Source organism: Pantoea sp. Cy-639, from assembly GCF_011752525.1.
GTDB lineage: Bacteria > Pseudomonadota > Gammaproteobacteria > Pseudomonadales > Pseudomonadaceae > Aquipseudomonas.
Genome location: NZ_VWXI01000016.1, coordinates 79100 through 97697 on the forward strand (window position 1 = coordinate 79100; position 18598 = coordinate 97697).

Consider the following 18598-nt stretch of genomic DNA (forward strand, 5'->3'; position numbering starts at 1 on the left):
GAATTGCCATGCGCGCCGGCCAGACCGTCAACTTGCCGCTGAGCGATCGACCTTGCAGACGCAAAAAAGCCGGGAATTTCCCGGCTGACTCATCATACACCCCTTTTCATTCAGGATGCACCCCGCCCGGCATTTTAGCTGCCGGGCGGGGCGTATCCGTCATGAGAGCGCCCTCAGGGCTTGCTCTTGTCCAGGAAACGGAAGAACTCGTTCTTCGGATCCAGGACCAGCACGTCGCTCTTGCTGGAGAAGCTTTCGCGGTAGGCTCGCAGGCTACGGTAGAACGCATAGAAATCAGCGTCCTGAGTGTAGGCCTTGGAGTAGATGGCGGCCGCCTGGGCATCACCATCACCACGGGTCTCCTCGGCTTCACGATAAGCCTCGGCCAGCAGTACGCGGCGCTGACGGTCGGCGTCGGCGCGAATACCTTCGGCCAGCTCGTTACCCTTGGCACGGTGCTCGCGCGCTTCGCGCTCACGCTCGGTGCTCATGCGGTCGAACACGCTGCGGTTGACTTCCTTGGGCAAGTCGATGGCCTTGACGCGCACGTCGACCACCTCGATGCCCAGCTCCTTGCTGGCCATGCGGTTCAGCGAAGCGGTGATGTCGGCCATCAGCGCGTCACGCTCACCGGAAACCACTTCATGCAGGGTGCGCTTACCGAACTGGTCACGCAGACCGCTTTCCAGACGACGCGACAGACGCTCGTCGGCGATCTGCTTCATGCCCGAAGTCGCGGTGTAGAAGCGCTCGGCATCCTTCACCCGCCACTTGGCATAGGCATCGACCATCACCGCCTTCTTCTCCAGCGTCAGGAAACGCTGGGTCGGAGCGTCGAGGGTCATCAGCCGGGCATCGAACTTGCGCACCTGGTTGACGTACGGCACCTTCACATGCAGGCCAGGCTGGACATCGGCCTTGACCACGCGACCGAACTGCAGCAATACCGCACGTTCGGTCTGCGAAACGATGTAGAAGCAGTTCCAGGCGACAATCGCCAGCACCACGGCGCCGATCAGGGCGAACAGCGATTTATTGCTCATCAGCGGCTCTCCCTGGAACGCAGCGGCGGTTGTGGTTGCAGGTCCTGGGTGCGCGAAGCGGCGTCATTGACCGACGGCGAAACGCTGCTGACCGGGGCTGCAGTCGTGTTGCGGCTGCCTTCGACCATCTTGTCCAGCGGCAGGTAGAGCAGGTTGTTCTGCCCATCCTTGGCGGTCACCAGGACCTTGCTGGTATTGCTGTACACCTCTTGCATGGTATCCAGGTACAGACGCTGACGCGTGACCTCGGGTGCCTTGCGATACTCGGCGACCAGCTTGGTGAAGCGGTCGGCCTCACCCTTGGCGCGGGCGATGACTTCATCGCGGTAGCCGTTGGCGTCCTCGATGATGCGCTGCGCCTGGCCACGGGCTTCCGGCACCACGCCATTGGCGTAGGACTCGGCCTGGTTGCGCGCACGCTGCTCGTCTTCACGGGCGCGGATCACGTCATCGAAGGCTTCCTGCACTTCACGCGGGGCTGCCGCGCTCTGCACGTTGACCTGGGTGACCGTGATACCGGTGCGATAGTTGTCGAGGAAACGCTGCAGACGCTCGCGGATATCCACGGCCATCTGCTCACGGCCTTCGGTCAGCACCTGGTCCATCGAAGTGGAGCCCACCACGTGGCGCAGGGCGCTGTCGGTGGCATGTTGCAGGCTGACTTCCGGCTGGTCGACGTTGAGCACGAAGTCCTGCAGGTTGCTGATGCGGTATTGCACGGTCAGTGGCACCTCGACGATGTTCTCGTCCTCGGTGAGCATCTGCCCCTGCTTGGTGTAGGCCCGCTCGCGGGTCACGTTTTCCATGTACTTGCGGTCGATCGGCGGGAAATAGATATTCAGGCCGGGACCCACGGTCTCGTAGTACTTGCCGAAGCGCAGCACCACGGCCTGCTCCTGCTCGTCGACCACGTAGACGGCGTTGTACAGCCAGATCGCCGCCAGCGCCGCCAGGCCAATGCCCAGCAAGCCGAAGCCGCCACCCTTGCCGATGTTGCGGTCACCGCCGCCACCGCCACGTTTCTTGCCACTGCCGAACATGCCGTTCAGGCTGTCCTGCAGCTTGCGGAAGGCCTCGTCGAGATCCGGTGGACCTTTCTTGTCGCCACCGCCGCCGCCGCCACCGCGACGACCACCCCAGGGATCCTGGTTGTTCGAGTTGCCACCCGGCTCGTTCCAAGCCATAGCGCTCTCCATCTGATAAAGCAAAGACGCGCCCACGGCGCGCCGTCCAATGCTACAGAATGCCTGTCACTGCTGCCCGGCGACCTCGACGAGCATTTATTGCAAAGTGTGTTGCTCGACAAACACTTGCGGCTCCATGCCTTCGCGACTGACCAGGCGATTCAGCTCGACCCTGGGCAGGCGTACGCTCAACAGGCTGCGCCCTTCCTCGTCGTGTTCTTCATGCCGCACGGCCCCCAGGGCGAAGAATTGCGCGCGCAGGCGGGCAAATCGCTGCTCCAGGCACAGGGTGCCGACATACAGGTCATCCCCCAGCAATTCGGCAATCGCCTGGCCGATCAACTCCAGGCCCCGCCCATCGCGTGCCGAGACCCAGACCCGCTGCGGCTTGCCATCGGCATCGCGCTGGATCTGCGGCTCGACATCCTCGAGCAGGTCGAGTTTGTTATAGACCTCGAGGATCGGCAAGCTTTCGGCACCGATCTCTCCCAGCACCGCCAGCACCTGCTCGATCTGTTCCATGCGCTCGGGCTCATGGGCGTCGATCACGTGCAGCAACAGATCGGAGTTGCTCGACTCCTCGAGCGTAGCCCGAAATGCCTCGACCAGCTTGTGCGGCAGGTGGCGAATGAAGCCCACGGTGTCGGCCAGCACGATCGGCCCCAGGTCGGCCAGTTCAAGCCGGCGCAGGGTCGGGTCGAGCGTGGCGAACAGCTGGTCCGCGGCATACACCTCGGACTCGGTCAGGGCGTTGAACAGGGTCGACTTGCCGGCGTTGGTGTAGCCCACCAGCGATACCGAAGGGATGTCCGCGCGCTTGCGCCCGCGACGGGCCTGTTCGCGCTGGCTGCGTACCTTCTCAAGGCGCGCCTTGATCTGACGCAGGCGCACCCGCAGCAGACGACGGTCGGTTTCCAGCTGGGTCTCGCCCGGACCGCGCAGGCCGATACCACCTTTCTGTCGCTCCAGGTGGGTCCAGCCGCGCACCAGCCGCGTGCTCATGTGCTCGAGCTGGGCCAGTTCGACCTGCAGCTTGCCTTCATGGGTACGCGCCCGTTGGGCGAAGATATCGAGGATCAGCCCGGTGCGATCCAGCACGCGACACTCGAAGACGCGCTCGAGGTTGCGTTCCTGGCTGGGCGTGAGGGTGTGATTGAAAATCACCAGGTCAGCTTCGGCAGACCGGACCAGATCGCGCAATTCCTCGACCTTGCCGCTGCCGATCAGAAACTTGGCGGTAGGCTGATGCCGCGCCACTGTGACCAGCGAAACGATATCGGCTCCGGCCGACAGCGCCAGCTCCTGAAACTCCTGCGGGTCTTCGCGCGCCTCAGGGTTCTGACCTTCCAAGTGAACGAGCAGCGCTCGCTCACCACCACCGTGGCGCTCAAAGAACAATGCAGGCTCCTACTTTACTCAAGCGTTGCCTGGCTCGCTGTCGCCGTGTTCGGAATCGGACGGGCTAGGCAGACGGACCGGACGGGCAGGTACGACAGTCGAGATAGCGTGCTTGTAGACCATCTGGCTGACGGTGTTCTTCAGCAGCACGACGAACTGGTCGAAGGATTCGATCTGCCCCTGCAGCTTGATCCCGTTGACCAGATAGATCGAAACCGGGACTTTCTCTTTTCTCAAGGTGTTCAAGTAAGGGTCTTGTAGCGAATGCCCTTTTGACATATGCCGCACTCCTGTAAGGATCAATAGTAGAAATCAAGAAATTCAGTAATTCATGCCGCCTTTCGCAAGAATAGACGGCAATAGGCAGGGACTCAGCTCAATATGGAGACGGTCCCCAGGTATTTCAAGGTGCGGGACAGATTGTCGCAGGCCAGGCTATCCAGCCAGTGCACGTCATGCCAACCGCGCAGCCAGGTGAATTGCCGCTTGGCCAGTTGACGCGTGGCGATGATACCGCGTTCACGCATCTCATTCTCACTCAGCAAGCCATCGAGATGATCCCAGACCTGCCGATATCCCACTGCCCGTATAGACGGCAGTCCTGCGTGCAAGTCACTTCTGGCTCGCAGCGATCGGACCTCGTCGACGAAGCCCTGTTCCAGCATCTGCGAAAATCGTAGCGCAATTCGCTCATGCAAAATGTGACGATCTGTAGGCGCTATCGCCAGGCTGGCGACAGTATAGGGCAAATGCCCGTTCTCGCCTGCGTCTGCGCCGCGACTTTCAGCGAATTGACGCTGGCGGTGGGCGGTCATGCTCTCACCACTGACTCGGTACACTTCAAGCGCACGAATCAGTCGTTGCGGGTCATTCGGATGGATGCGCAGCGCCGACTCCGGGTCGACCTCGGCCAACTGCCGATGCAGTTCCGCCAGGCCGAGCTCGGCGGCTTGCGCCTCGAGCTCGGCGCGCACGGTCGCATCGGCCGGCGGCATGTCCGCCAGCCCCTCGATCAGGGCCTTGTAATAAAGCATGGTGCCGCCAACCAGCAACGGGATGTTGCCCCGCGCAGTGATCTCGGCCATGGCGGCTAGCGCGTCGCTGCAGAATTGCTTGGCCGAATAGCTCTCGGCCGGATCGAGAATATCGATCAGGCGATGCGGATGGGCCGCCAGGATCTCTTTCGACGGTTTGGCGGTGCCGATGTCCATACCGCGATAAACCAATGCCGAATCGACGCTGATCAGCTCGCAAGGCAGCACCTTGGTCAGCTCGATGGCCAGGTCGGTCTTGCCGGCCGCAGTCGGGCCCATGAGGAATATCGCCGGGGGTTTGCCACTCATTTCATCGCCCCCGCAGGAACAGCTTGTCGAGGTCGTCCAGGCCCATCTGGGTCCAGGTCGGACGGCCATGGTTGCACTGGCCGCTACGCTCGGTGTTCTCCATGTCGCGCAGCAGCGCGTTCATTTCCGGGATGGCCAGGCGCCGGTTGGCGCGCACAGCGCCGTGGCAGGCCATGGTACCGAGCAGTTCGTTCAGGTGCGCCTGGATCCGGTCGCTGGTGCCGTACTCCATCAGGTCGGCGAGCACATCCTGCACCAGGCGGTTGGCCTCGGCCTGCTTGAGCAGCGCCGGAATCTGGCGGATCGCCAGGGTTTCCGGCCCCAGGCGCTGCAGCTCGAAGCCCAGGCGCTGGAACCACTGGGCGTGCTCCTCGGCACAGTCCGCCTCGCGCTGGCTCAGCGCCAGCGACTCGGGCACCAGCAGCGGCTGGCCGCTCAGGCCCTCGCTGGCCATCGCCACCTTGAGCCGCTCGTACATGATCCGTTCATGGGCGGCGTGCATATCCACCAACACCAGGCCTGCCGCGTTCTCGGCGAGGATGTAGATGCCCTTGAGCTGGGCCAGGGCATAGCCCAGTGGCGGGATGTCGCCCTGGCTCTCCGGCAGGGCACTCGGCGCCGCCGCGGTGTTGTCCAGCGGCGCATAGAACTCGCGATAGGCCGCCTGGGCCTCGCCGGTGTTCAGCGGCTGCGACGGCCGCGGCGTGTATTGGTACTGGTAGCCTGCGCCCGAGCCATTCGAGGAAAACGCCCCGCGTTGCTCGCCCTGGGGCTGTTCGAGCACTGGCGATGCCAGGCGCATCTCCCCCTGGGGACCGAATTCACCGACCTGCAACCCGCTCGGACGAACCATCTCGGCCGCCGCAGCTGGCGCGGGAAGCTGGTCTTCCGGGCGCACGTCGGCAAGGGCGCGGTGCAGAGTGCCATAGAGGAAGTCATGGACCATGCGCCCTTCACGAAAGCGCACCTCGTGCTTGGTCGGGTGCACGTTGACGTCGACACCGGTCGGGTCGAGTTCGAGGAACAGCACGAAGGTCGGGTGACGACCATTGAACAGCACATCGCGGTAGGCTTGGCGCACGGCGTGGGCGACCAGCTTGTCGCGCACCGCGCGGCCGTTGACGAAGAAGTACTGCAGGTCGGCCTGGCTGCGGGAGAAAGTCGGCAATCCGACCCAGCCCCACAACCGCAGACCATTGCGCTCGACGTCGATCGGCAGTGCCTGCTCGAGGAACCCCGGGCCACAGATCGTGCCGACACGCCGCGCCCGCGCCATCTCGTCAGCCGCCTCGTGCAGGCTGAAGATGGTCTTGCCGTTGTGGCGCAAGTGAAAGCCAACGTCGAAACGCGCCAGCGCCAGGCGCCGGATCACTTCCTGCAGGTGGTCGAATTCGGTCTTCTCGGCCTTGAGGAACTTGCGTCGGGCCGGTGTGTTGAAGAACAGGTCACGCACCTCGACCGAGGTCCCGACCGGATGCGCTGCGGGCTGCACCCGTGGAAGCATGTCGCGGCCCTCGGTCTCCACCTGCCAGGCTTCGCTGGCATCGGCAGTACGCGAGGTCAGGGTGAGCCGGGCCACCGAGCTGATCGAGGCCAGGGCCTCTCCGCGAAAGCCCAGGCTGAGCACGCCCTCGAGGTCTTCCAGTTCACGAATCTTGCTGGTGGCGTGACGCGCCAGGGCCAGCGGCAGGTCGTCGGGGGCGATACCGCTACCGTTGTCGCGTACCCGCAACAGCTTCACGCCACCCTGCTCGACTTCGACCTCGATACGCCGGGCCCCGGAGTCCAGGCTGTTCTCCAGCAGTTCCTTGGCCACCGAAGCCGGGCGCTCGACCACCTCGCCGGCGGCGATCTGGTTGGCCAGGCGCGGGCTGAGCAGTTGGATGCGCGAACCACCACTCATTGCTGGGACGCCAGGGCGGTGGTCGGGATATCGAGGTGCTGGCCGACCTTCAGCTCATCGGTCTTCAGGTTGTTGCTGTTGCGCAGGCTGGCGACGCTGACCTGGTAACGCACGGCGATCATCGCCAGCGTCTCGCCCGGGCGCACGGTGTGTTCACGCGGGCCCTGGGCGATCTTGCCGCTGTCACGCAGCCAGGCGATGTAGGTGCCCGGCGGCGGGTTCTGCTGGAAGAACTGGCGCACGCCGCTGTGGATCGAACGGGCCAGGGCCTGCTGGTGGCTCCTGGTGGCCAGCTTGGCGGCCTCGTTGGCGTTGGAGATGAACCCGGTTTCCACCAGGATCGACGGGATGTCCGGCGACTTCAGCACCATGAACCCGGCCTGCTCCACACGCTGCTTGTGCAACGGCGTGACCCGGCCCATGTTGCCCAGCACCTTCTGCCCGACGTTGAGGCTGGAGCTGAGGGTGGCGGTCATCGACAGATCGAGCAGCACACCGGCGAGCATGCGGTCCTTGTCGTCGAGGCTGACGTTGCCGGCACCACCGATCAGGTCGGAGCGGTTCTCCGTATCGGCCAGCCAGCGCGCGGTCTCGGATGTCGCACCACGGTCGGACAGGGCGAACACCGAGGCGCCAAAGGCGGCCTTGGACGGCGCGGCATCGGCGTGGATCGAGACGAACAGGTCGGCGCCTTTCTTGCGAGCGATCTCGGTACGCTTGCGCAGCGGGATGAAATAGTCGCCGGTACGGGTCAGCTCGGCGCGATACCCCTTCTCGGTATTGATCTGGCGCTGCAGCTCCCTGGCGATTTCCAGCACGATGTCTTTCTCGTGCTGGCCGCGCGACCCAGAAGCACCTGGGTCCTCGCCGCCGTGACCGGCGTCGATGGCGATCACGATGTCACGTTTGCCGGCTGGCGCCGGAGGCAGCTTGATGGCTGGCTGCGCTGGCGTCACCGGCACCGCCGGGGTAGTGGCCGGCGGCTGTGGCGTCGGGGGCGGGGTCGGGTTGCTGGCGGCGATGGCGTCGGCTTCCTGGTCGTACAGATCGACCACCAGGCGATTGCCGTACTGGGCATTCGGCGCCAGGGTGAAGCTCTTCGGCGAGACGGCCTTCTTCAGGTCGATCACCACGCGCAGGTCAGTGGGGGTACGCTGTGCCGAACGCACGCTGGTGATCGGCGTGTTCGAGGTGGAGACGTTCAACGGCGCACCGAGGGTGGCGCCGTTGATGTCAATCACCAGGCGATCGGGCGCGGTCAGGGTGAAGACGCTGTGCTGCACAGGCCCGGACAGGTCGAAGACCAGCCGCGTGTTGTCCGGAGCGCGCCACAGACGCATGCTCTTGACTTGAGTGACGGCCAGAGCGTCAACGGCCACCGCGGTCAGCAGCAGCCCAACGACGGCGACCAGTGCGCGTATGCGCATACCTTTCCCCACTTACTGTTTGAATTCTTCGGCCAGAACGGCACACCAGGATTCGCCGCGTGCCCCCTGCGGCGACAGGTTCAGCGAGCGTCCGCCCGCGTGCGGGCTTATGGTAATGGTCAGGTCGGGCTTTGGCAAAACGCCCGCGCCTTTATCGGGCCACTCGAACAGGCAGAGGGGATCGCCCTCGAAGTAGTCGCGAATGCCCATGAACTCCAGCTCCTCCGGGTCGACCAAACGATAAAGGTCGAAGTGAAAAGCGCGGATTTCGCCGATTTCATAGGGTTCCACGACGGTAAATGTCGGACTTTTCACCGCCCCTTCATGTCCCAGGCCACGGATCAGGCCACGGGACAGGGTGGTCTTGCCGGCGCCCAGGTCGCCTTCGAGAAAGATCACGCCATGACCTTTGGTCACTTCGGCCAGCTTCGCGCCAAAGGCGACGGTGGCTGGCTCGTCGGCCAGAAACAGGGTTATGCCTGACACGCTGAATGCTCCTCCAACAATTCTCTAATGACCGGGACCAGATCGCTGGCCGCCAGACCTCTGCCTTTTATTCCCAGACGCTCGCCCGCGCAGGCATGCAGCCATACCCCCAGGCAGGCCGCCTGCCACGCCTCCAGCCCCTGGGCCAGCAAGGCCGCCAGCACGCCGCTGAGCACATCGCCCAGGCCCGCCCCGGCCATGGCCGGGTGGCCACGCTCACACAGCGCCAGTTGCCCGCCAGGGCCGGCCACCAGAGTGCCGGCCCCCTTGAGCACGCAAACACTGGCATGGCGACGTGCCAATTTACGCGCCGCGCCAGGCCGGTCGGCCTGCACGGCCTCGGTGGATATGCCCAGCAGGCGCGCAGCCTCACCGGGATGCGGGGTGAGGATGCTGCCGCTGGGCAAGGCCAATGGCGTGCGCGCCAGCAGGTTGAGTGCATCGGCATCCCACACCTGTGGCACGTGCGTATTGGCCACCGCCGACAGCAAGCTGCATCCCCAGGCTGCCTGACCCAGGCCGGGGCCGACCACCAGCACCGAGGCGCGTTCGAGCGGCCCCATGAGCTGGTTGGCCGAGCTCACACCCAGCCACATCACCTCGGGCAGGCGGGCCAGCCCGGCGCTGACATGCTCGGGGCGGGTCGCCACGCTGACCAGGCCGGCACCGCAGCGCAGCGCCGCCTCGCCACCGAGCAGCACCGCGCCACCGGTTCCCAGGTCACCACCGACCACCAGCACATGGCCGAAGTCCCCCTTGTGGGCATTCTCCGGGCGTGATGGCAGGCTTGCCAGGGTGAGGCTGCTGAGGGTTTGCGGGGCGCTATGAGGGTGTTTGGTCTGAGGCATGGGGTCAAAGGCTCCGATGTCTGGCAGAATTATACGCACCTCTGCCTGTAATGCCTTGTCCATCCATGCCCGCCAATCTTCCAGACACCGCCGCCCTGGCCCAATCCATCAAGGAATGGGGCCATGAACTTGGTTTTGCCCATGTCGGCATTGCCGGCATCGACCTGGGCGAGCACGAGCAGCACCTGCAGCGCTGGCTCGCGGCCGGCTACAACGGCGAGATGGAATACATGGGTGAGCATGGCCACAGGCGCTCGCGTCCTGCCGAGCTGATCCCCGGAACGATACGGGTGATTTCGCTGCGCATGGACTACTTGCCCGGCGACACGCAGATGGCCAAGCGTCTGGCCGAACCGGAAAAGGCCTATATCGCCCGGTATGCCTTGGGTCGCGACTACCACAAGCTGGTGCGCAAGCGCGTGCAGCACTTTGCCGACCGGATCCAGGCCGCCATCGGGCCGTTCGGCTACCGCGCCTTCGTCGATAGCGCCCCGGTACTGGAAAAGGCCCTGGCACAGGAGGCGGGGCTTGGCTGGATCGGCAAGAACACGCTGCTGCTGAACCGCAAGGCTGGCAGCTATTTCTTCCTCGCCGAGCTGTTCGTCGACCTGCCGCTGCCGATCGATGGCGTGCAGGGCAGCGATCACTGTGGCCGTTGCCAGGCGTGCCTGGACATCTGCCCCACCCAGGCTTTCGTCGGCCCCTATCAACTCGACGCTCGGCGCTGCATTTCATATCTGACCATCGAGCTGCGCCACTCCATTCCGGTGGAATTGCGCCCACTGATCGGCAACCGGGTATTCGGCTGCGACGACTGCCAGTTGGTATGCCCTTGGAACCGCTTCGCCAAGACCACCAGCGAGGATGACTTCATGCCGCGTCGCGGCCTGGACAACATCGAGCTGGCCGAGCTGTTCCTGTGGGATGAAAAGCGCTTCCTTGGCTGCACCGAGGGCTCGCCGTTGCGGCGCGCGGGGTACGAGCGGTTCTCGCGCAACCTGGCGGTGGGATTGGGCAATGCGCCTACCACGATTCCGGTGCTGGAGGCGTTGAATGCACGGAGGAACGATCCTTCAGAGCTGGTCCGCGAGCATGTGGAGTGGGCGCTGGCGCAGCACAACGCGCTTTAAGCCAGGTTGCCACCAATGATAGCCCTGACCAGCTTTGGCTTTGGCTTTGGCTTTGGCTGACAAAAGTTTCCCGCTGTATTAACGAGCGATAGCTGCGTCAGCCCAGGCGCCGCCCGTACTTTCGCGACTTCAGGAGGCTGAGCGCAGGCGTCTGGAGGGCCAGGTGCGCAGCACCCCTCGGCGTAGCCGAGGGCGCGAGATGTAGACTTGCGTAGCAAGTCGGAGGCCGCGCTGGCCCGCAAGACGCCGGAGCGAAGGAACCCGGAGCGAAGCGTAGGGCCGGATGAACGGAGCGCAGCGTTTTTTGGTTACTTTTTGTCGCGTTTGACAAAAAGTGACCCGCCGTAAGGGCGGAAAGGTGACTAAGCGTCGATAAATCAAATGAATGCGTATAGAACTATCGAAACCCGCCTCGACTCGCTTTGGCTTTTGGCTTTTGGCTTTTGGCTTTTGGCTTTTGGCTTTTGGCTTTTGGCTTTTGGCTTTTCAAAGCGTCGGTTTTGATACTTGTATGCGCATTCGTTTTCAATGCCGACGCATAGTCACCTTTCCGCCCTTACGGCGGGTCCCTTTTTGAAGGATCAAAAAGGAACCAAAAAATCCTCGCTCCATCATCCGGCCCCTACGCTTCGCTTCGGGGTCCCCTCGCTCCGGTGCCCTCCGGGCCAGCGCGGCCTCCGACTTGCTACGCAAGTCTACATCTCGCGCCCTCGGCTACGCCGAGGGGTGCTGCGCACCTGGCCCTACAGGCACCTACACTCGGCCTCCTGAAGTCGCAATAGGTGTCGCCTGGACTATCGCGCACTTAGAAGCAAGAGCAAGAGCAAGAGCAAGAGCAAGAGCAAGAGCAAGAGCAAGAGCAAGAGCAAGAGCAAGAAGAGAAGCTTCCTGCAATCGGGCATATACCGCGACAGCGAGAACTATATGCTCACTGCTGATCGTTATAGTGGAACTTCGGCATTTCCCAATGGAACCGAATCGCCAACAACCGCACCAGAAAACCACCGAACAACGTCAACAACATCGCCTGCTCAGCCGGCACCTTGAAGTACACACAGCCCAGATAGAACCACGCCGCCGCAAACGACACACTGGCGTAGAGCTCACGCCGAAACACCAACGGGATGTCGTTACAGAAGATATCCCGCAGGATCCCACCGAACACCCCCGTGATCACCCCACTGATCGAAGCAACCAAGAACCCCTGCCCCATCTCCAGCGCAGTCATGCAGCCAATCAAGGTGAACGCCACCAACCCCAGGGCATCGAGCACCAGGAACAACGAACGCAAATGACGCATCAACGGCGCGATGAAAATCGTCAGCAACGCCGCGAAACTGGTCAGCACCAAGTATTCCGGGTGTTTCACCCAAGTCAGCGGGTAATGGCCGAGCAGCACATCGCGCACCGAACCACCACCCAAGGCAGTGACACACGCGATCAGCACCACGCCGAACCAGTCCATGCCCCGCCGACCGGCAGACAAGGCGCCAGTCATGGCTTCAGCGGTAATGGCGATGAGGTAGAGCATCAACAGCATGGTGCGGCCCCGAGCAGGAAAGGCGCGCAGTCTACCCAGTCGCGCGCGGCTCCAAAAGGGGGCGCGCCGACGAACGCCGGCGCCCGACAAAGTCAGACCTTGATGAAGTGCTCGCGATAGTGACGCAACTCGGCGATGGACTCGCGGATATCGTCCAGCGCCAGGTGGGTATTGCCCTTCTTGAAGCTGTCACGCACCTCCGGAGCCCAGCGCGCAGCCAACTCCTTGAGGGTGGAAACATCCAGGTTGCGATAGTGGAAATAACCTTCCAGCGCCGGCATGTGCCGATAAAGGAAACGACGATCCTGACAGATGCTGTTGCCGCAGATCGGCGATTTGCCCTTCGGCACCCACTGCTCGAGGAAAGCAATCGTCTGCGCCTCGGCCTCGGCCATGCTCACCGTGCTCTCGCGCACACGCTGGGTCAGGCCCGAGGCTCCGTGGGTGCGGGTGTTCCACTCGTCCATGCGCGCCAGCACGTCGTCGCTGTGGTGGATGGCGATCACCGGGCCCTCGGCCAGGGTATTCAGCTCGCTGTCGGTGACGATGGTCGCCATCTCGATGATGACGTCGCTGTCCGGATCCAGGCCGGTCATTTCCAGATCGATCCAGATCAGGTTCTGTGGGTTCTGCATGAAAGTGCTCCTCGAATAGCCCGTCATATTAGCCCAGCACGGCGGCTCGTGGGCGCACCGTGCTAAACTGCACGCCGTTTTCTTTCTGCCCCGCCGACACGGAACCTTCATGGCCAAACGCCAGCTCAACCGCCGCCAGAACTGGCGCATCGAAAAGATCCAGGGTGAACGCGCCGCACGCGCCGCCAAACGCGAGCAGCATGTGCTGCAAGAGCTGGAAGGCGGCGATCTCGGCCCTGAGCAGTTGGGCCTGGTGATCGCCCACTTCGGTGTACAGGTCGAAGTCGAGGCTCAGGACGGCGAAGCCGCCGGCCAGGTGTTCCGCTGCCACCTGCGGGCCAACCTGCCGGCGCTGGTCACCGGCGACCGCGTGGTCTGGCGCGCAGGCAACCAGGGCATCGGTGTGATCGTCGCGCAGATGCCGCGCAGCACCGAGCTATGCCGGCCCAACAACCATGGCCAGCTCAAACCCGTGGCGGCCAACGTCGACCTGATCGTGATCGTCTTCGCCCCGGCACCAGAACCCCATCCGAACCTGATCGACCGCTACCTGGTAGCTGCCGAGCACGCCGGCATTCGCCCGCTGCTGCTGCTGAACAAGGCAGACCTGATCGACGACGACAACGCGCCGACCCTCAACGCCATGCTCGAGGTCTATCGCAGCCTGGGCTATCCGCTGCTGGAGGTGTCCGCTCACCAGGGTGACGGCATGCAGCGCCTGCAACAGACTCTCGACGGCCACATCAGCGTGTTCGTCGGCCAGTCGGGGGTGGGCAAGTCATCGCTGGTCAACAGCCTGCTGCCGGATGCCGGCACCCGCGTCGGCGACCTGTCGGAGTGGTCCGGCCAAGGCACCCACACCACCACCACCGCACGTCTGTACCACTTCCCCAACGGCGGCGACCTGATCGACTCCCCCGGCATTCGCGAGTTCGGCCTCGGCCATGTCAGCCGCGACGACGTGGAAGACGGTTTCATCGAGTTCCGCGAGCTGATCGGCAACTGCCGCTTCCGCGACTGCAAGCATGACCGCGAACCCGGTTGCGCACTGCTCAAGGCGCTGGACGAGGGCCGTGTGACGCAACAGCGGATGAACAGCTACCGCTCGATCATCGCCAGCCTGCCTGAAGACAGCTACTGAGAGCTTGCGCCGCGGGCAGGACCGCTACGGACGCTGAATGCACAAGGGCCGCAGCACGCCTCATCACGGGAAACCCCGGTGAAGCGCGCTGCGGCCCTTGTCGTTACTGGCCCTTGGCCTCGTCCATCTTCAGGACACCGTCTTCGAAGATATTCAGCTTCTGGCGCAGTTCACGTGGCTGCATCGGCGCCTGGCCAGCCGCATCGCTCGCGCCCGGCGCAGCGGGTGCCGCGGCACCGGGTGTACCGGTGGCCGGCGGCGTCGCTGCCGGCGGTGCCTCCGGCGCGCCCTGCTCACCTTCGATGGTGCGCTGGGCCTTCTTGGTCAGGACGATGATGTCGATGCGACGGTTGACCGGGTTGAACGGGTTCTCGCGATCGAACAGCGACGACGAGGCATAACCGACGACGCGGGCGACCTGGGCATCCGGGTACCCCCCGGCGACCAGCGCGCGACGCGCAGCGTTGGCGCGGTTGGCCGACAGCTCCCAGTTGCCGAAATCACCGGTGCCGGCATACGGCTTGGCGTCGGTATGGCCACTGATGCTGATCTTGTTCGGTACCGCCTTGATGGTGTCGGCCATCGCCAGCAGGATGTCCTCGAAGTAAGGCTGCAGGCGTGCGCTGCCCAGGTCGAACATCGGCCGGTTCTCGGCGTCCATGATCTGGATGCGCAGGCCATCCTGGGTGATCTCGAACAGGATCTGGTCCTTGAACTTCTGCAGCTGCGGGTTTTCCTCGACCTTGTTCTGCAACTCCTGCAACAGCAGTTCGAGGCGCTCGCGCTCCACCTGCTCGGCCATGGTCTCGACCTTGTCCTTGTCCAGCTGGATGCTGGTGTCAGGCGTCGGCTCGGACTTCTCTTCCGGATTGATGGTCCTTTCCGGCGCCAGCTGCGGCGTGCCGCCCAGGTCGATGATGTACGGCGTGCCGCTCTCGGAGAAGCCGATCGGGTCCTTGAAGTAGCCGGCAATGGCGATCTTCTGCTCGGGCGTGGCGGTGGACAGCAGCCACAGCACGAGGAAGAACGCCATCATCGCCGTGGCGAAGTCGGCGAAGGCGATCTTCCAGGCCCCGCCATGGTGGCCGTCGCCGAAGCGCTTGACGCGCTTGACGATGATGGGCTGATTGTTCTCCATGGCTTAGCGACCGCGTACCGCTTGTTCCAGCTCGGCGAAGCTCGGACGGTGCGCCGGGTACAGCACCTTGCGCCCGAACTCGACCGCCAGCGATGGTGGCATGCCCGAAGCCGAGGCCACCAGCGAGGCCTTGATCGCCTCGTAGACGTTCAGCTCTTCCTTGGCATCATGGCGCAGGGAGTTGGCCAACGGGCCGAAGAAGCCGTAGGCGGCAAGAATACCGAAGAAGGTACCGACCAGCGCCGCACCCACATGCAGGCCGATGGACTTCTGGTCGCCATCGCCCAGCGAGGCCATGGTCACCACGATACCCAGTACCGCCGCGACGATACCGAAGCCCGGCATGCCGTCGGCGATGCCAGTGACCGCATGGGACGGATGCTCGAGCTCTTCCTTCATGCTCAGCAGCTCCATGTCGAACAGGCCTTCGAGCTCATGGGGCGCCATGTTGCCGGTGGACATGATGCGCAGGTAGTCGCAGATGAACGCCGTCATGCGCTCATCACCCAGCACTGCCGGGTACTTGGCGAAGATCGGGCTGGCCGCGGCGTCCTCGATGTCACCCTCGATGGCCATCATGCCTTCGCGACGGCTCTTGTTGAGGATCTCGTACACCAGGCCCAGCACTTCCAGGTAGAAGGTGTGGGTGAAGCGGGTGCCGAACATCTTCAGCGACTTCTTGATTACATGCATGGTCATGTAACCAGGGTTGGCCTGGAGGAACGCACCGAAGGCCGCGCCGCCGATGATCAGCACCTCGAACGGTTGGATCAGAGCCGCGATCTTGCCGTGGGAAAGCACGTAGCCGCCGAGCACGCTCGCGAATACGACGATGATGCCGATAATTTTAGCCATAAGTTGGAAGCACTTGCTGTCGTGGTCAGGGTAAGGGACGGGAGCCTTGAAACTCTTCTTCTACTTATCGGCAGAACTGCGCCAGACTATAGCCACTCATTGCGAAAAGCCAGTTCGGACTGATGTCAATATGCCAATTGAAACCAAGGTGCCTAGTCAGATTCCAACGAACCTGGAAGCCTGGATAAAGCTGCTCGACGGGGTTCGCGTACCGGTTCCGAAGGAAAGCCACGACCGCGTCCTGCAAGCCATCAATGATAGTCGACGCTCACTGCGCGACATCGCCGAGCTGATGCAGGACAGCCCCGCGCTGGTGCTGTGCGTGATGCGCGAGGCCAACCATTCGGCCAACGCCAGCCTGAGCGAGCCGGCCGAGAGCCTGGAGATCGCCCTCAACCGCCTTGGCCTGGCCCGTACCAGCCAATTGCTGGCACGCCTACCGTCGCTACCGGGGGACGACATCCCGCCAGTGCTGCGCCAGTTCCTGCTGATCAGCCAGCATGCCACCCAGCAGGCCAACGGCCTGTTCGCCAGCCGCCTGGCGCGCCTGTGGCAGGAAATCCACTGGGGCAGCCTGCTGTTCCTGTCACCCATGTGGCCACTGGCCCTGGCCTACCCCAAGCTCCTCGATACCTGGGAGCTGCGGGTCATCCACAAAGGCGAGGACGCCGCGGTGGTCGAGCAGGAGCTGTTCGGCGTGCGCCTGATGCTGCTGTGCCAGCGCCTGGCCGAGCACTGGCGCCTGCCCGAGTGGGTCACCCAGGGCTATCGCCTGTTGCTCGAGGAACGCGAGCAACTGGCCCAGGTGCTGAGCATCGCCCGCGAACCGGACCCGCTCCAGCAACAGCAGCGCCTGGACGACGAGCCGGCACTGCGCCGCTGGTTCAACCAGCCACCCAACACCGTGCTGCTGGCCAACGGCCTGGCCCTGGCCGCCCAGGTCGGCTGGGACAACCCGCACCTGCTGCGCTGGCAACTGCTCACCGCGCTGTACCTGCAGACCACCCTCGACGACGTTCAGCAGCAGGTCCACCAGCAAGCCGCGGCGAGCGCCCGCCACCATGCCCGTCACGCGCTGTTCCACCCGGCCGAGGCGCTGATCTGGCCCTGGCATCAGCGCCGTCCACATCCGGACATGCTCACCCCGCCGCCACCGAGCACCGAGGATCTTGGCCGCTGGCGCAAGCTGTGCCAGGAACTGCTGGCCCAACCCAGCCCCTTCACCAACACCGTGCACCTGGCTACCCAGGCCCGCGAAGCCCTGCTGGCCTGTGGCATGCAACGTGTGATGCTGCTGAGCCTGGACAAGGCCAGCGACTACCTGCGCGTGCAGCAGACCGCCGGCTTGCCGAAAGAGGCCGGGGCCATCGCCTTGCCAGTAGCGCAGAACCGGCTGTTGCAAAAACTCATGGAAAAGGCCGGGCAACTGCGTCTTACACCGGATAACCACGCCCAGTTCAGCGCCTTGCTGCCGGCACCGCTGCGCGCGTTCTTTCGCAGCGAGCACCTGCTGCTGCGCTCACTGGCCGTCGCCGATCAAGTGTTGATGCTGGTGGTGGCAGACCAGGACGGCAAGCCACTGGCCGATGTCAGCGTGCAGGCCTTCGGCAAGACCGCGCAATGCATCGAGCGCGCACTGACGCTGTTCGCCACCCGCAACGCCTGACCCTTGCGCTACAATCGCCCCTCTTTCCACCCTGGAGAACGTGGATGACTGACTTTTCCGGCCTGCCCCTGGTGATCGAGCCCCAGGACTTGCTGCCGCGCCTGGATTCGCCGCAACTGATCCTGGTCGACCTGACCAGCGCCAATCGCTATGGCAGCGGGCATGTCCCCGGGGCCCGCTTCGTCGATCCCAAGCGCACCCAGCTAGGCCAGCCGCCGGCGCCAGGCCTGTTGCCAGCCCGGGCCGATCTGGAAAAACTGTTCGGCGAGCTGGGCCATCGCGACGACGCGGTCTACGTGGTCTACGACGACGAAGGTGGCGGCTGGGCCGGACGCTTCATCTGGCTGCTCGACGTGATCGGCCACAAGGCCTACCACTACCTGAACGGCGGTATCCAGGCCTGGCCGGCGGACCAGTTGTCCAGCGACACGCCCGCAAACGCCGGTGGCCCGGTCAGCCTGCAGTTGCACCCGGAGCCGACCGCCACCCGCGAGTACATCCAGAGCCGCCTCGGCGCTGCCGACCTGGTCATCTGGGATGCCCGCGGGCCGCTGGAATACAGTGGCGAGAAAGTACTGGCCGCCAAGGGCGGACACATTCCCGGCGCGATCAACTTCGAGTGGACCGCCGGCATGGACCTCAACGACCACCTGCGTATCCGCAAGGACATCGCCAAAGTCCTGCAAGATCTGGGCATCACCCCTGACAAGGAAGTGATCACCCACTGCCAGACCCACCACCGCTCCGGCTTCACCTACCTCGTGGCCAAAGCCCTCGGCTATCCACGGGTCAAGGGTTATGCCGGTTCCTGGGGCGAATGGGGCAACCACCCCGACACGCCCGTAGAAGTTTAAGGACGCA

Annotated in this window: 17 protein-coding genes; 4 read left to right on the forward strand and 13 right to left on the reverse strand. The window is 63.9% G+C overall.

The window, feature by feature from the left end; all coding sequences use genetic code 11:
• Positions 1–173: 173 nt before the first annotated feature.
• The 9 genes from hflC to F3J43_RS18870 form a co-directional block, all read right to left on the reverse strand.
• Entirely contained in the window at positions 174–1043 is an 870-nt protein-coding gene (hflC, locus tag F3J43_RS18830) for a protease modulator HflC (protein WP_166890114.1), read from the reverse strand.
• A complete protein-coding gene (gene hflK / locus F3J43_RS18835) occupies positions 1043–2227 on the reverse strand; it encodes an FtsH protease activity modulator HflK (RefSeq protein ID WP_166890117.1) in 1185 nt (394 codons plus the stop codon). Before hflK ends, hflC begins: the two co-directional genes overlap by 1 nt.
• A gap of 96 nt (positions 2228–2323) precedes the next feature.
• Complete coding sequence (gene hflX / locus F3J43_RS18840; RefSeq protein ID WP_166890120.1) at positions 2324–3625, reverse strand: ribosome rescue GTPase HflX; 1302 nt, start codon at positions 3623–3625, stop codon at positions 2324–2326.
• Positions 3626–3643: 18 nt separating this feature from the next.
• Positions 3644–3904 carry an RNA chaperone Hfq gene (gene hfq, locus F3J43_RS18845; protein ID WP_029612777.1) on the reverse strand — a complete coding sequence of 87 codons (261 nt, stop codon included), beginning with the start codon at positions 3902–3904 and terminating at the stop codon, positions 3644–3646.
• A 92-nt stretch (positions 3905–3996) separates the two neighbouring features.
• Positions 3997–4968, reverse strand: a complete 972-nt coding sequence (miaA, locus tag F3J43_RS18850) for a tRNA (adenosine(37)-N6)-dimethylallyltransferase MiaA (protein ID WP_166890124.1) — start codon at positions 4966–4968, stop codon at positions 3997–3999.
• 1 nt (position 4969) lies between these two features.
• Positions 4970–6871: a DNA mismatch repair endonuclease MutL gene (gene mutL, locus F3J43_RS18855; RefSeq protein WP_166890127.1), complete on the reverse strand. Its 1902-nt coding sequence runs from the start codon at positions 6869–6871 to the stop codon at positions 4970–4972.
• Positions 6868–8310: an N-acetylmuramoyl-L-alanine amidase gene (locus F3J43_RS18860; protein WP_353618251.1), complete on the reverse strand. Its 1443-nt coding sequence runs from the start codon at positions 8308–8310 to the stop codon at positions 6868–6870. The genes mutL and F3J43_RS18860 overlap by 4 nt, the downstream gene beginning before the upstream one ends.
• Entirely contained in the window at positions 8311–8784 is a 474-nt protein-coding gene (tsaE, locus tag F3J43_RS18865; RefSeq protein WP_166890152.1) for a tRNA (adenosine(37)-N6)-threonylcarbamoyltransferase complex ATPase subunit type 1 TsaE, read from the reverse strand.
• Positions 8772–9632 carry an NAD(P)H-hydrate dehydratase gene (locus tag F3J43_RS18870; protein ID WP_166890156.1) on the reverse strand — a complete coding sequence of 287 codons (861 nt, stop codon included), beginning with the start codon at positions 9630–9632 and terminating at the stop codon, positions 8772–8774. The genes tsaE and F3J43_RS18870 overlap by 13 nt, the downstream gene beginning before the upstream one ends.
• Before the next feature lie 65 nt (positions 9633–9697).
• On the opposite strand from F3J43_RS18870, the gene queG reads away from it, so the two are divergent.
• Positions 9698–10762, forward strand: a complete 1065-nt coding sequence (gene queG / locus F3J43_RS18875; protein ID WP_166890160.1) for a tRNA epoxyqueuosine(34) reductase QueG — start codon at positions 9698–9700, stop codon at positions 10760–10762.
• Between the two features lie 928 nt (positions 10763–11690).
• On the opposite strand, the gene F3J43_RS18880 is transcribed toward queG, so the two are convergent.
• A complete protein-coding gene (locus tag F3J43_RS18880; RefSeq protein ID WP_023630647.1) occupies positions 11691–12302 on the reverse strand; it encodes a trimeric intracellular cation channel family protein in 612 nt (203 codons plus the stop codon).
• A gap of 92 nt (positions 12303–12394) precedes the next feature.
• Complete coding sequence (orn, locus tag F3J43_RS18885; protein WP_166890164.1) at positions 12395–12937, reverse strand: oligoribonuclease; 543 nt, start codon at positions 12935–12937, stop codon at positions 12395–12397.
• 109 nt (positions 12938–13046) lie between these two features.
• Between orn and rsgA the strand changes: the two genes are divergently transcribed.
• Complete coding sequence (gene rsgA, locus F3J43_RS18890; protein ID WP_166890168.1) at positions 13047–14078, forward strand: small ribosomal subunit biogenesis GTPase RsgA; 1032 nt, start codon at positions 13047–13049, stop codon at positions 14076–14078.
• Positions 14079–14181: 103 nt separating this feature from the next.
• On the opposite strand, the gene motB is transcribed toward rsgA, so the two are convergent.
• Positions 14182–15216, reverse strand: a complete 1035-nt coding sequence (motB, locus tag F3J43_RS18895; protein WP_166890171.1) for a flagellar motor protein MotB — start codon at positions 15214–15216, stop codon at positions 14182–14184.
• Between the two features lie 3 nt (positions 15217–15219).
• Positions 15220–16071 carry a flagellar motor stator protein MotA gene (gene motA / locus F3J43_RS18900; RefSeq protein WP_166890175.1) on the reverse strand — a complete coding sequence of 284 codons (852 nt, stop codon included), beginning with the start codon at positions 16069–16071 and terminating at the stop codon, positions 15220–15222.
• Between the two features lie 130 nt (positions 16072–16201).
• On the opposite strand from motA, the gene F3J43_RS18905 reads away from it, so the two are divergent.
• Both F3J43_RS18905 and rhdA read left to right on the forward strand, forming a co-directional pair.
• Complete coding sequence (locus F3J43_RS18905) at positions 16202–17737, forward strand: HDOD domain-containing protein (protein ID WP_166890178.1); 1536 nt, start codon at positions 16202–16204, stop codon at positions 17735–17737.
• A 44-nt stretch (positions 17738–17781) separates the two neighbouring features.
• Positions 17782–18591, forward strand: coding sequence for a thiosulfate sulfurtransferase (gene rhdA, locus F3J43_RS18910; protein WP_166890181.1), 810 nt, complete (start codon positions 17782–17784; stop codon positions 18589–18591).
• Positions 18592–18598: the final 7 nt, after the last annotated feature.

Bases quoted from the DNA above. Each gene is read 5' to 3' on its own strand.
- hflC (WP_166890114.1), bottom strand. From the start codon at position 1,043: ATGAGCAATAAATCGCTGTTCGCCCTGATCGGCGCCGTGGTGCTGGCG.
- hflK (WP_166890117.1), bottom strand. From the start codon at position 2,227: ATGGCTTGGAACGAGCCGGGTGGCAACTCGAACAACCAGGATCCCTGG.
- hfq (WP_029612777.1), bottom strand. From the start codon at position 3,904: ATGTCAAAAGGGCATTCGCTACAAGACCCTTACTTGAACACCTTGAGA.
- miaA (WP_166890124.1), bottom strand. From the start codon at position 4,968: ATGAGTGGCAAACCCCCGGCGATATTCCTCATGGGCCCGACTGCGGCC.
- mutL (WP_166890127.1), bottom strand. From the start codon at position 6,871: ATGAGTGGTGGTTCGCGCATCCAACTGCTCAGCCCGCGCCTGGCCAAC.
- F3J43_RS18870 (WP_166890156.1), bottom strand. From the start codon at position 9,632: ATGCCTCAGACCAAACACCCTCATAGCGCCCCGCAAACCCTCAGCAGC.
- queG (WP_166890160.1), top strand. From the start codon at position 9,698: ATGCCCGCCAATCTTCCAGACACCGCCGCCCTGGCCCAATCCATCAAG.
- F3J43_RS18880 (WP_023630647.1), bottom strand. From the start codon at position 12,302: ATGCTGTTGATGCTCTACCTCATCGCCATTACCGCTGAAGCCATGACT.
- orn (WP_166890164.1), bottom strand. From the start codon at position 12,937: ATGCAGAACCCACAGAACCTGATCTGGATCGATCTGGAAATGACCGGC.
- rsgA (WP_166890168.1), top strand. From the start codon at position 13,047: ATGGCCAAACGCCAGCTCAACCGCCGCCAGAACTGGCGCATCGAAAAG.
- motB (WP_166890171.1), bottom strand. From the start codon at position 15,216: ATGGAGAACAATCAGCCCATCATCGTCAAGCGCGTCAAGCGCTTCGGC.
- motA (WP_166890175.1), bottom strand. From the start codon at position 16,071: ATGGCTAAAATTATCGGCATCATCGTCGTATTCGCGAGCGTGCTCGGC.
- F3J43_RS18905 (WP_166890178.1), top strand. From the start codon at position 16,202: ATGCCAATTGAAACCAAGGTGCCTAGTCAGATTCCAACGAACCTGGAA.
- rhdA (WP_166890181.1), top strand. From the start codon at position 17,782: ATGACTGACTTTTCCGGCCTGCCCCTGGTGATCGAGCCCCAGGACTTG.